The 12,631-nt window shown below is 69.7% G+C and carries 11 protein-coding genes; 3 read left to right on the top strand and 8 right to left on the bottom strand.

Going from position 1 to position 12,631, the window contains the following annotated elements:
• Nucleotides 1–588 precede the first annotated feature (588 nt).
• From EV385_RS13900 to rpmH, 8 genes are all read right to left on the bottom strand, one after another.
• On the bottom strand, nt 589–1,701 hold the full coding sequence (locus tag EV385_RS13900) for a ParB/RepB/Spo0J family partition protein (RefSeq protein WP_130509854.1): 1,113 nt from the start codon (nt 1,699–1,701) through the stop codon (nt 589–591).
• Nucleotides 1,698–2,843: a ParA family protein gene (locus tag EV385_RS13895; protein ID WP_423203116.1), complete on the bottom strand. Its 1,146-nt coding sequence runs from the start codon at nt 2,841–2,843 to the stop codon at nt 1,698–1,700. The genes EV385_RS13900 and EV385_RS13895 overlap by 4 nt, the downstream gene beginning before the upstream one ends.
• An 897-nt stretch (nt 2,844–3,740) precedes the next feature.
• Entirely contained in the window at nt 3,741–4,529 is a 789-nt protein-coding gene (gene rsmG, locus EV385_RS13890) for a 16S rRNA (guanine(527)-N(7))-methyltransferase RsmG (RefSeq protein WP_423203048.1), read from the bottom strand.
• A 146-nt stretch (nt 4,530–4,675) separates the two neighbouring features.
• Nucleotides 4,676–5,275, bottom strand: coding sequence for a Jag family protein (locus tag EV385_RS13885; protein ID WP_130509852.1), 600 nt, complete (start codon nt 5,273–5,275; stop codon nt 4,676–4,678).
• Between the two features lie 131 nt (nt 5,276–5,406).
• The gene (gene yidC / locus EV385_RS13880; RefSeq protein WP_130509851.1) at nt 5,407–6,441 is read right to left on the bottom strand and encodes a membrane protein insertase YidC; all 1,035 of its coding nucleotides are present in this window, start codon (nt 6,439–6,441) and stop codon (nt 5,407–5,409) included.
• A gap of 1 nt (nt 6,442) precedes the next feature.
• Nucleotides 6,443–6,679 (bottom strand): membrane protein insertion efficiency factor YidD, encoded by a 237-nt coding sequence (gene yidD, locus EV385_RS13875; RefSeq protein WP_242625290.1) that lies wholly within the window; start codon nt 6,677–6,679, stop codon nt 6,443–6,445.
• 89 nt (nt 6,680–6,768) lie between these two features.
• On the bottom strand, nt 6,769–7,155 hold the full coding sequence (rnpA, locus tag EV385_RS13870; RefSeq protein ID WP_130509849.1) for a ribonuclease P protein component: 387 nt from the start codon (nt 7,153–7,155) through the stop codon (nt 6,769–6,771).
• A 35-nt stretch (nt 7,156–7,190) separates the two neighbouring features.
• Nucleotides 7,191–7,328: a 50S ribosomal protein L34 gene (rpmH, locus tag EV385_RS13865; RefSeq protein WP_020516543.1), complete on the bottom strand. Its 138-nt coding sequence runs from the start codon at nt 7,326–7,328 to the stop codon at nt 7,191–7,193.
• 579 nt (nt 7,329–7,907) lie between these two features.
• Here rpmH and dnaA point away from each other — a divergent pair.
• From dnaA to gnd, 3 genes are all read left to right on the top strand, one after another.
• Nucleotides 7,908–9,875 (top strand): chromosomal replication initiator protein DnaA, encoded by a 1,968-nt coding sequence (gene dnaA, locus EV385_RS13860; protein WP_130509848.1) that lies wholly within the window; start codon nt 7,908–7,910, stop codon nt 9,873–9,875.
• 706 nt (nt 9,876–10,581) lie between these two features.
• Complete coding sequence (dnaN, locus tag EV385_RS13855) at nt 10,582–11,715, top strand: DNA polymerase III subunit beta (protein ID WP_130509847.1); 1,134 nt, start codon at nt 10,582–10,584, stop codon at nt 11,713–11,715.
• A 36-nt stretch (nt 11,716–11,751) separates the two neighbouring features.
• Nucleotides 11,752–12,624, top strand: coding sequence for a phosphogluconate dehydrogenase (NAD(+)-dependent, decarboxylating) (gnd, locus tag EV385_RS13850; protein ID WP_130509846.1), 873 nt, complete (start codon nt 11,752–11,754; stop codon nt 12,622–12,624).
• The last annotated feature ends 7 nt before the right edge of the window (nt 12,625–12,631 follow it).

The raw sequence follows: 12,631 nt of genomic DNA, 5'->3' as shown, positions 1-12,631 counted from the left end.
GCGGTGCGCAACCAGGGCGTACGGCATGTAATGGTGCAGCTCGACCATGGCGATTGGAATACTGCGCCGAGCCCACCGCCGCGGTCGTGACCGGGTCAGCGGGAGCGTGCCGATGCCCGACAACCGCCGTAGGACTCCGAACTAGTCGCACGAGCCCCGCCTGCTAACGCCAGCGGATCCGCGTATGCATGCAACGGAGCCCGACGGCAACCATCTAGTAGCCCGGAGTCCGACCAGGGGTCTAGGGCCTACCGGCGCCAACACCAGATCGACGCGGAATGCGAATTGCCCTCATGGCTCACCCGACAACGGCACAGTCCCCGGTTCCGCGCGCTCAGAACGAATTCAACCGCAGAATCCAGGCCCGCGAAATCTCAGGAGAATCGTTCTAGGAGAACCGCATCCACAGGGAAGAAGCGACTGACTGGCGGCCCGGAGACCATACATTGCGTGCCTAGGCAAGAGCGAAAGGCGCTCACGCGCCGCCCTATGCAACTCGAAGCCGGGTAACAGGGCAAACAAAAGACAGGCACGCGATTCATGACCGCGGCCTGTCTTCGTTGTAGGGCGCCGGACTACCAGGCTGGCTCAGCCCTGCTGGTCGTCACTGCCCTCCTGGTCCACACCGATCATGCCAACGATGCGTTCCAGGTCATCGACCGTAGCGAACTCGATGGTGATCTTTCCTTTGTTCCGGCCGATGTCGACTTTGACGCGGGTGTCGAAGCGATCCGACAGCCGCTCGGCCAGGTCGTTCAACGCCGGCGCGTGCACCTTGGCCCGGCGGGTCGGTGCCGCCTTCTTGACCGGGCCGTCGGCGAGCGCAAGGGACACGAGTTCCTCGGTGGCGCGTACGGATAGACCCTCGGCGACAATCCGCAGTGCCAACTTCTCCTGCGCGTCGCCGTCTTCGAGGCCGAGCAGTGCGCGAGCATGTCCCGCGGACAGCACGCCGGCCGCCACCCGGCGCTGTACCGGAGCGGGCAGATTCAGCAGTCGAATCGTGTTGGAGATCTGCGGCCGACTCCGGCCGATCCGCCGCGCCAGTTCCTCATGAGTCGCGCCGAACTCGTCCAGCAGTTGCTGGTACGCGGCCGCCTCTTCCAGCGGGTTGAGGTTTGCGCGGTGGATGTTCTCCAGCAGGGCGTCCCGCAACATGGCGTCATCGCGGGTGTCCCTGATGATCGCGGGAATCGTCTCGCGGCCGATGGCCTGCGCGGCACGCCACCGACGCTCACCCATTACCAGCTCGTACTTGCCTTCGCCGAGCTCCCGCACGACGATCGGCTGCAGGAAGCCGACCTCCTGGATGGAGACCTTCAGTTCCTCGAGTGCGTCTTCCTCGAAGACATGCCGGGGCTGCCTCGGGTTCGGCTCGATCGCGGTTACCGGAAGGTCCGCGAAGCGCGCACCCGGCACGGGTGCCAGCTCCTCGTTGACCGATGGCTCCTCGAACGGCTCGGCGGCCCGCTCAGGTTCGGGCTCAGGCGCCGGCTCGGCGGGAGGGGTGAACTGCGCCGGAGGAGCCGAGATGGGGGCCGCGGCGACGGGCGGTTCGATCGGCGTGGCCGGGGGAGCTTCCGCCTCCGGCGGGGCCGCCGGGGGCGGCTCCTCGGTGACAACGGCCGTACCCGAGGGCGGCGCCGTGGGAATCAGCGCGCCCAGGCCTCGCCCGAGACCTCCCCGTGGACGGTTCTTCATGCCGTGCCTCCCGTGTTGACCCCGCGCATCGCAAGCTCGAGCGCTGCCTCGAAGTAGCTGGTCGCGCCCCGCGAACCCGGATCGTAGGTCATCACGGACTGGCCGTAGCTCGGAGCCTCCGACACCCGCACGTTACGGGGGATCACGGCCTCGAGCACCTTGGCCCCGAAGTGGTTACGCACGTCCTGCTCGACCGCGTCCGCCAACCGGGTACGGCGGTCGTACATGGTGAGCAGGATGGTCGAGACGTCGAGCGCCGGGTTCAGGTGCTGGCGCACCAGATTGATGTTGTTGATGAGCTGATTCAAGCCTTCCAGCGCGTAGTACTCGCACTGGATCGGGATCAGCACCTCCTGGGCCGCCACAAGCGCGTTGACCGTCAGAAGGCCGAGCGACGGCGGGCAGTCGATGAAGACGTAGTCGAACGTTTCGGGGTGGGCGGCGAGGGCGCGGGCGAGGCGTGACTCGCGGGCCACCACGGAGACCAGCTCGATCTCAGCACCGGCGAGGTCTATGGTCGCGGGCACACACCAGAGGTTCGGAATGCCCTCCACCGCTTGGGCCACCTCGGCCAGCGGGATGTTGTCGATCAGGCAGTCGTAGACGTCGGGGACGCCGGCGTGATGCGGCACGTTGAGACCGGTCGAGGCGTTGCCCTGCGGGTCCAGGTCGACAACGAGCACGCGGTTACCGTGCAGGGCGAGCGCCACGGCGAGGTTCACGGTCGTCGTGGTCTTGCCGACGCCACCCTTCTGGTTCGCGACGCAGAGGATGCGCGGATGGTCCGGGCGGGGCATGGTGATTTCGCCGCTCGGATTGAGGATCTGCACGGCACGCAGCGCCTCCATGGCCAGCGGCGGATCACCCTCCTCGCCGTCCGCTGTTTCACGTGAAACATCCTCGTCCGACGGCGCAGAGCCGGCCGACGCCGCTGGCGGGACAGGCACCGATGCGGATCCGGAAGGCGGACCGGTACGTGGTGCGGGGGCGGGGCGCCGCCCTTCCTGAGCACCGCTCTCCGCCGCCGAGTCAGCAGGGGCAGTTGTCGGCGTGCCGTATACCTGACCTGCGGAGGACTGACCTCCGTGTCCGTTTGCTACGCGTGGCTGCGGCACGCCGTGCTCCCCCTTGTCAGGCCCCACCCCGGGCTGATCGGAGACAGTGGATGGATCGGTTTCACGTGAAACACCGTTCCACGTGCCACGGCCACCGTCGACACCTCTGCCGTACTCCTGCACCGTCTTATCCCTGCCTGGTCGGAATGGATCGGCACCGCGAGCACTCACCGTGGCACCGAATGGCGATGCGTGCGGTCCGGCAGAAGGCGGTGGAGTGACACACGCGCCCACCGCCTGCTCCACACTATCGACGCGCGGCCAGCCTACGGCCGCGGGGCGAGGCTCGCCACGATTCTCCGCCTGATGGGCCCCTGAGGGCGACCCCGACTCGGCTTCGAAGACCATGAATCCCGACACGAATCGCAGCGCGACGGCGCCCGGTGGTGGGCCCGGATGGGGTGGACACGCGTCCCGACCACCTGTGGGTCCTACACCACCCGCGTCCGCCGACCGCGCGGAGACCTGCGGACCCCGGGATCCCGCGATCGGACCCTGGCCAAAGTCACGAACGCCACCGTGGGCAGCGTGGCCGTCAGCCACGTCTCGTGCACCACCCATGATCACCGACTCGACGGCAGGCGCCGCAACCGCTGCCGCAGACGGCCCGGAAACCCCCGGTGACCCCTCGACCGACTTGGCCGGGGAAGGTCCGCCCGACGAAGAACCCACCGAAGCGCCAACAGGCGACGAGCCAGTCGAGGCCGAAGCGCCACCAGGCGACAAAACCGTCGCGGCCGATCCGCCAGACGACGAGACCGCTGAGGCCGATCCGCCCGACGACGAGACCGTCGAGGCGGACACGCCAGGGGGAGAGGCCGCAGGGCGGTCGCTCGCTGGGGCGCGCCGAGCAGCCGGAGGCGCCGGCTCCGCGACAGCACGTGGGACTCGTCCGGCTCGCTTACGTGCGCCCCGCCTGCCCATCTATCCCCTCCGCGTTCTCCCTCGTCCAGAGCCGCGTCCTCCGTCGCCGCGTGGGCGCCGCCCCGTACCGGCCGCCCGCGCGGACGGCCTCGACCGTGGCGGCACGACGTCCCGTACCCGCACGATCTCGACGACCGTGCTGGGGGGATCGATCACCCCGGCCCCGCAGGACCGGATGACCGGTTCGGAGCCACCGAGGCGGTTGATCGCCTCGCGGTGCTCCGCCACCTCCTCCGTGGCCGAGGCGCCCTTGAGCGCCAGCAGCCTGCCGCCCACCGCGGTGAGCGGCAGGCACCAGCCGGCCAGTCGGTCCAGCGGAGCGACCGCCCGGGCGGTGACGACGTCGGCGGCGACGGGGGGCCCGCTGGCGACCTCTTCGGCCCGGCCGCGCACGACCGTGACGGTCGCGTCGAGGCCGAGCGTTGTCACCGCCTCGGTCAGGAAGGCGGTACGCCGTGCCAGTGGCTCGACCAGCTTCACCGTGAGGTCCGGCCGGGCCACAGCCAGCACGATACCGGGCAAACCAGCACCGGATCCGACATCCACCACATAAGCGCCTTTAGGGATGAGATCGGCTAAGACGGCGCAGTTGATGAGGTGGCGCTCCCAGATCCGCGGGGCCTCGCGGGGGCCGATCAGACCACGGATCACTCCGTCCGTGACGAGCAGTCGGGCGTACGCCGTGGCCAGCGGGAGCCGGTCGCCGAACACCCGCCGCGCGGCCTCGGCCAGTTCCGCGGGCGGGTCGGCTGGAACGGGCAGACCAGACCCGGACGCCGCCGGTGGCACCGGCTCCTCCGAGTCCGACGATTCGGCGGGGCCGGCCGACTGGGTGCCGTGAGCAGAGGCGTGGGGGACAGCAGACGACGGCGGCCCGGGCCGTTCAGCACCCGGGCCGCCGTCACCCGCGCCGAAGCGGGGTGTAGTCATTCGCGTCAGTCAGCCGGCCGGACCACGATGCGCCGGTTCGGCTCGACGCCCTCCGACTCGCTCTGCACGCCCGCGATCGCGTTGACCACGTCGTGCACGCACTTGCGCTCGAACGCCGACATCGGCTCCAGCCGTACGGCGTCGCCGTGCTCCTTGACCTTCTCGACCGCGTTGCGCGCGACCGCCGCGAGTTCCTTGCGCCGCGTCGCCCGGTAGCCGCCGATGTCGAGCAGCAGGCGGCTCGGCGAACCGGTCGCCCGGAAGATCGCCAGCCGGGTCAGTTCCTGGAGCGCCTCCAGCGTCGCACCGCGCTGGCCGACGAGTGGCTGCAGGCGGCCGCCGACGACCTCGACCATCGGGCGCCCGGCGGAGACCAGTTCGTCGATGTCGCCGTCGTAGTCGAGGATGTCGAGCAACCCCTCGACGTAGTCGGCAGCGATCTCGCTCTGCCGGAACAGGTCGCTGTCGGAGGAGCCGCCCTCCGCCTTCTGTTCCTGCTGGCCGCCGGCCGCCGGTGCGCTGCCGTTCTCGGCCGAAACGCCGCCCTCCTCCGGATCGACTGTCTCACTCGACTCGGCGGCGCTGGGCGTGCTGGTGTCGGTCACGGTGTCATCTCCGTACTCTCGTGCCGGACCTGCCGGTCCGCTGTTTCCCGAGTCGGCGGTGTCCGTACGCCGGCACGGGCAGGTCTGTGCGGGAAGGGCCGCGTCGCGGGCCGTGGGGCCCGCGCGCCGGGCTATCCCTGGGGTTTGTTCGCCGGTCTGGCGCCCTTCTTGGGGTTCGTCGGCTTGGCACCCGGCTTGGGGGCGAGGGCCTTCGTGTCCACCACGGGGGATTCCGGTTCCGCGCTGGCCTTGCCGCGACCGAACAGGCCACCCGTGCGAGCCGGCTGGACCGGGCTCTTGGCGGAGCCACCCTTGGCGGCGCCGGAGCCACCGGCCGGGCGGGGGCCCGGGCCACGGCTGCCGGCCATCGGCGCCGGCGGGAACTTCCGCAGCACCCACTGCTGCTGGGCGAGGGTGAACAGGTTGTTCGTGACCCAGTAGATGATGACACCGATCGGGAACAGCCCGCCCGAGACCAGCAGGGACAGCGGGATGCCGTACAGCATCAGGCGCTGGATCATCTTCTGCTGCGGGTCTTCGGCCCAGCCGGTCTTGAGGATCATCTGGCGGCTGGTCAGGTATGTGGTGGTCATCATGACGAGGACCAGGATGCCCGCCACGATCTTGACCGTGACGCTGTTGGCGTCGAGGGCGGCCAGTTCCTCAGCGCTGGAGCCGAACTTCGACGGCAGGGGAGCGCTAAACAGGGCTGAATTCGCCGCACTGTTGAACTGCTCGACGGACCAGCCGTACAGAGTCTTGTACTTCTCTGGCAGGTCCGGGTTGAGGCGGCGCAGCACGTGGAACAGGCCCAGGAAGACGGGGATCTGCAGGAACATCGGAAGGCAGCCCATCAACGGGTTCGCCTTCTCCGTCCGGTACAGCTCCATCATCTCTTTCTGGAGCGTCTCCCGGTCACCCTTGTGCTTATCCTGCAGCTCCTTGACCTTGGGCTGCAGGGCCTGCATGGCGCGCTGGGACTTGATCTGCTTGACGAAGACCGGGAACAGGATGACCCGGACCGTCACCACTAGGAACACGATGGCCAGGACCCAGGACCAGTTGGTCCCCAGGACCCGATACTCGGGGATGCCGATGGCGTCCCACAGGGCGTGCCAGCGCAGGAGGATCCACGAGATCGCGTAGTAGATCCAGTCGAGACTCAATTCATGCTCCTGTCACATCGGCAGGACGGCGAGGCTTCGGGTCAGGCACCGGGTCGTACCCGCCGGGGTGGAAGGGTTGGCAGCGCAACAGCCGCCAGATCGCCAGTCCGGTCCCGCGCAGAGCGCCGTGCCGCGCCAACGCCTCCTGGGCGTAGGCACTGCACGAGGGGTAGAACCGACAGCGGGCCGGCAGTGCCGGGCTCAAATAACGACGGTACGCGACGACTGCACCGATCATCAGCCGGGCGACCAGCGAGGCGCGCCGCGTCGGGTCCGGCCCCACGTCCGGCGCGCCCTCGTCGGGCGTCGGACCCGGTGAGTCCGTGCTCATCGGCCCCGCCCTCGACGCGGTCCCCGGGCGGCCGCGAGCGCCGCGGCCAGATCGGCGTCGAGCGCGGCACTGGACGCCTCAGCGGAGGCCGGCAACGCGCGGACCACCAGCAGGGCGCCCGGCGGCAGTTCGCCGAGCCTCGGCCGGACCAGGTGACGCAGGCGGCGCCGGACCCGGTTACGGACGACCGCGTTGCCGACCGCCTTGGACACGACGAAGCCGGCGCGCGCCGGGGAGTCGGGACTCCCGGCGGGCGCCGGCTCGTCAGAGATCGTCGGAACGCTCAGGTGGACGACCAGGGTGGCTCGTCCGGCTCGGCGGCCACCGCGGACCGCTGCGGCGAAGTCGGTGCTACGCCGCAGTCGTTGCGCCGCGGCCAGCACGATTACCTGGGCATTCCGGCCCGACAGGTGTCGGCTCAGGCCGACAGCTTGTCGCGGCCCTTGGAGCGGCGGGCAGCGAGGATGGCACGGCCGGCCCGGGTGCGCATGCGCAGCCGGAAGCCGTGGGTCTTCGCGCGCCGGCGGTTGTTCGGCTGGTAGGTGCGCTTGCTCACGTCAGAACTCCGTCTTCGTGCTACGTGCAAAGGGGATCGGCTGCAAGACGCCACTTTAGCAGAGCGCGGCGGAGCAACCCTTCGACCCTACGCAGGCCGGATTCGCTGGTCAACCAACCGCAGGCCCAGCACACCAGGGTGACCGGGCCGTGCGTCCCACCTCCCGATCATTCTGTACGGTCGATGAACGTTGGCACCTCGCACGGGCGGCCACCGGTTGAACCCGGTGCCGCCGCGCTGTTAGCGTGCCCGTTTGCTGGTCCCCCCAGCGCTGTTCGCATACCGCATAGAGGGGGCCAAAACCGGACAAGGCGGTGAATCGTTCGGCACGGTGAGCCTGTTTTCCCGCGCCAGCACAGGCTCCGGGGAATCTGCCGACCATCCGGCCGGGGAGCGACCGCCAAGGTGTGCACAGGTTGTGGATAACCTGTGGACAGCCGGCGGCGCCGTGCACGTACAGCGCGTATGAATGTGCTGGGTTGGGGGAGCCGGTTGGCCGCCCGTGTGGGTGACGACGGGCAGAGGCGGATAGCCGGACAAGGCACCGGGGCGTCCGGTGGCGATGGGGGTGGCGCGGCGGTGGCCGATTCGGTCGACCTGAGCAAGGTCTGGACTGCGGCGACGAACGAGCTGGCCGACGAAATCGTGTCGGGCCAGCAGCGGGCGTACCTGCGACTCACCCACCTGCGCGCCATCGTCGAGGACACGGCACTGCTGTCCGTCCCGGACGCCTTCACCCGCGACGTGATCGAGTCGCGGCTGCGGCCGGCGATCACCGACGCGCTGTCGCGCCGGCTCGGCCGTCCGATCCAGGTCGCCGTCACGGTACGGCCGCCCGAGGACGGTTCCGGCCGCCCCGGCACGGTGTACGGCACGCCACCGCCCGAGGGCTACGGCGCCCCGGCACCCGAACCCGAGGACCGCCCGGGCCACTACGCCGACGACCGCGGCACCCCCGCCCCCGGGTACGGCGCCGAGCACCTTCCGTACCCATCAGACGAGCACCTTCCGTACCCATCAGACGAGCACCTTCCGTACCCATCAGAGGAGTACGACCCGCAGCGCTTCGCCGCGGCGCCGACCGGGTCGGCGCAGCACTCGTCGCCGGCCGCGCCGCACCCCCGCGCGGTTCCGGCCGCCCGCGACGGCCAGGACGCGCTGTTCGCCGCGCCCGTGCCGCAGCAGGCGCAGATGCCGGCGCCGCTGCCGGCCCACCCCGCCGCGCCCCACCCGGCTGCCGGGCGCGCCGAGCCGGAGGCACCGCCCCGCCAGTCTCCGCACTACCCGGAGCCGCAGTACGCCGAGCCGCAGTACGCCGAGCCGCCGAACGAGTCCGGTGCGCGCCGGATGGGCACTGACCCGGGACAGCGGCGCGACAACCAGCGGCGCGACGAGCGCCCGCCCGGGCCCGATCGCCGCGACGAGGCGCTGCGGATGGGCCACGCGGGCGACAACGGCCCCGGCCGCAGCCCGGTCGACATGCGGGTGGGCGGCAACGCGCGCCCGGGCGGTGACGGCGGCAACCGGCTCAACCCCAAGTACATGTTCGAGACCTTCGTCATCGGGTCCTCCAACCGCTTCGCGCACGCCGCGTCGGTGGCGGTGGCCGAGTCACCCGCGAAGGCGTACAACCCACTGTTCATCTACGGCAGCTCCGGGCTGGGCAAGACCCACCTGCTGCACGCGATCGGGCACTACGCCACCACGCTCGGCCATGCCCGCAGTGTGCGCTATGTCTCCACCGAGGAATTCACGAACGACTTCATCAACAGCCTGCGCGACGACAAGACGCAGGCGTTCCAGCGGCGCTACCGCGACGTCGACATCCTGCTGATCGACGACATCCAGTTCCTGGAGAACCGCGAGCGCACCCAGGAGGAGTTCTTCCACACCTTCAACACGCTGCACAACGCGAACAAGCAGATCGTGATCAGCTCCGACCGCTCGCCGCGGCAGCTGGCCACGCTGGAGGACCGGATGCGTACCCGGTTCGAGTGGGGTCTGCTGGCCGACATCCAGCCGCCGGACCTGGAGACCCGCATCGCGATCCTGCAGAAGAAGGCCACCCAGGAGCGGATGTACGCCCCGGACGACGTGCTGGAGTTCATCGCCTCCCGGGTGTCGAACTCGATCCGGGAACTGGAGGGCGCGCTGATCAGAGTCACCGCGTTCGCCAGCCTGACCCGCTCGCCGGTGCAGCTGTCGGTGGCCGAGGAGGTGCTGCGGGACTTCATGCCGGACGGCGCGGGCCCCGAGATCACCGCCGACCAGATCATGGTCTCCACCGCCGACTACTTCGGCGTCAGCCTGGAGGACCTGCGCGGCCACTCGCGCTCCCGGGTCCTGGTCAACGCCCGCCAGGTCGCCATGTACCTGTGCCGCGAGCTGACCGAACTGTCCCTGCCCCGGATCGGACAGGCCTTCGGTGGCCGGGACCACACCACGGTCATGCACGCCGACCGCAAGATCCGGCAGCACATGGCGGAGCGCCGCTCGCTCTACAACCAGATCGCCGAGCTCACCAACCGGATCAAGCAGAACACCTGAGGGCGGCATCACAGCCCACACGGGTCGGAGCCTCCGGGCGCCGGCCCGTTCTTCGTACGGTCGGCCGGTTCTCCCGCGCAGCGCTTGTCCACACAGCGGCGCCACCCGACTGTGTCCGTGCCAACGTTATCCACCGGCCGTCCCCAGCAGTTGTCCCCAGCCGTGGACAACCGGCGCGCGGCTTCCCCACAGATGTGGACTACTCCTGGGGAAATCGATGTGGACAGACACTCACCGTGACGGCTCTGTCCACTCCTTGTGGACGAGTGTGGATGGCCTGTTGAAGGTTCTGGGGACGACGGGTCGGTGCCGTCGCGGCGTTATCCCCAGCTCCGGGGACAAACCCCGTGGATTTCCGGTGGACAGCCGGTGGACAACGGTGGACAACCGCCGCCGGGTCGGCGACTGTGGACGCGGACCGGTGTTCCGACCCGGGTTACCCACATGTGAAACACCGGTGGATAACCCGCTGACCTGCACGAACGGCAGTTCTCCACACTGTGCACAGGGCCGATGAAGACGACTAGTTATCTCTTCTAAGACAACAAAAACCAATCATCAGCGTTGGGGAAGGTGTGGATGGGTCGCGACTGGCCCGCCCATGTCAGGCTCAGTTCTCAGCACCGGGGTCGGGCGCGGGGCAGGACCGTACGCGCCCTAGAGTTCGGTGGTCCGCCCCTACAGAGGAAGCGTTGCGGAGGACAGCATGAAGTTCCGGGTGGAGCGAGACGCGCTCGCCGACGCCGTGGCATGGACGGCCAAGAGCCTGCCGAGCCGTCCCTCGGTGCCGGTGCTGGCCGGCGTCATGCTGCGGGCGGCGGACGGGCGGCTACACGTCTCCGGTTTCGACTACGAGGTGTCCAGCCAGGTGAGCGTGGAGGTGCAGGCCGACGCCGACGGCGCCGCGCTGGTCTCCGGCCGCCTGCTGGCCGAGATCACCAAGGCGCTGCCCGCCAAGCCGGTGGACATCGCCGCGGTCGGCGCGCATCTGGAACTGGTCTGCGGCAGCGCCCGGTTCACGCTGCCGACCATGCCGGTGGAGGACTACCCGACCCTGCCGGAGATGCCGTTGTCCACCGGCACCGTCGACGCGCAGGCCTTCGCCGCCGCGGTGGCCCAGGTGGCGGTCGCCGCGGGCCGTGACGAGACGCTGCCGATGATGACCGGCGTCCGGGTGGAGCTGAACGGCACGAGCCTCGCCATGCTGGCCACCGACCGCTACCGCCTCGCGATGCGGGAGATGGAGTGGGCTCCCGAGGACCCCGAGGTCAGCCTCAACGCGCTGGTGCCCGCCAAGACGCTCAACGACACCGCCAAGGCGCTCGGCCCGGTCGGCGGCGAGGTCACCATCGCGCTCGCCCAGGGCACCGCCGGCGAGGGCATGATCGGGTTCGCGGGTGGCACCCGCCGCACGACCAGCAGACTGCTCGACGGCGCGAACTACCCGCCCGTACGCTCCCTCTTCCCCACCAGCCACAACGCGGAGGCGCGGGTGCCGGTCGGGGCGCTGGTCGAGGTGGTGCGCCGGGTCGCCCTGGTGGCCGAGCGCACCACCCCCGTGCTGCTGAGCTTCAGCGCCGACGGCCTCGTCGTCGAGGCGGGCGGCACCGAGGAGGCCCGCGCCAGCGAGGCGATGGAGGCCACCTTCACCGGCGAGGAGCTGACCATCGGCTTCAACCCGCAGTACCTGATCGACGGCCTGCAGAACCTGAACGCCCCCACCGCGGTGCTGTCCTTCGTCGACGCGTTCAAGCCCGCGGTCATCTCGCCCGCCGGTGAAGACGGGGAAATCGTGCCTGGATACCGCTATCTGATCATGCCGATCCGGGTAACCCGCTGATACTGAGCTGAAGTACGCACACCGTAGGGGGACATCATGCAGCTCGGCCTTGTCGGTCTCGGCCGGATGGGCGGCAACATGCGGGACCGGATGCGCGCGTCCGGTCTCGAAGTCATCGGGTACGACCACCACAAGGAGTCCAGCGACGTCGCCAGCCTCGCCGAGCTGGTGCAGAAGCTGACCGCGCCGCGCGTGGTGTGGACCATGGTCCCCGCTGGGGAGATCACCGAGAGCACGATCAACAAGCTGGCCGAACTGCTGTACCCCGGCGACATCGTCATCGACGGCGGGAACTCCAAGTTCACCGACGACGCGCCCCGCGCCGAGCGGCTGGCGGCCAAGGGCATCCACTACCTGGACTGCGGCGTTTCCGGCGGCATCTGGGGCAAGACCAACGGGTACGCGCTGATGGTCGGCGGCGACGAGGAGATCGTCGCGCACTGCCGCCCGATCTTCGACGCCCTCAAGCCGGCCGGGGAGTTCGGCTTCGCGCACGCCGGCCCGCACGGCGCCGGCCACTACGCCAAGATGATCCACAACGGCATCGAGTACGGCCTCATGCACGCCTACGCCGAGGGCTACGAGATCCTCGAGGCCTCCGAGCTCGTGCAGAACGTCCCCGCCGTGATCAAGAGCTGGCGCGAGGGCAGCGTGGTCAAGTCCTGGCTGCTCGACCTGCTGGACCGGGCCCTGGACGAGGACCCGCAGCTCGCCCAGATCCGTGGTTACGCCGAGGACACCGGCGAGGGCCGGTGGACCGTCGACGAGGCCGTGCGGCTCGCCGTGCCGGCCAACGTGATCGCCGCCTCGGTGTTCGCCCGGTTCGCCTCCCGCCAGGAGGACTCGCCCGCCATCAAGGCGGTGGCCGCGCTGCGCAACCAGTTCGGCGGCCACGCCGTCAAGCGCTGAGCCAGCC

Source organism: Krasilnikovia cinnamomea (assembly GCF_004217545.1).
GTDB lineage: Bacteria > Actinomycetota > Actinomycetes > Mycobacteriales > Micromonosporaceae > Actinoplanes > Actinoplanes cinnamomeus.
The sequence above is the reverse complement of the archived record's forward strand: the minus strand, read 5'-3'. Positions and strand labels throughout refer to the sequence as shown.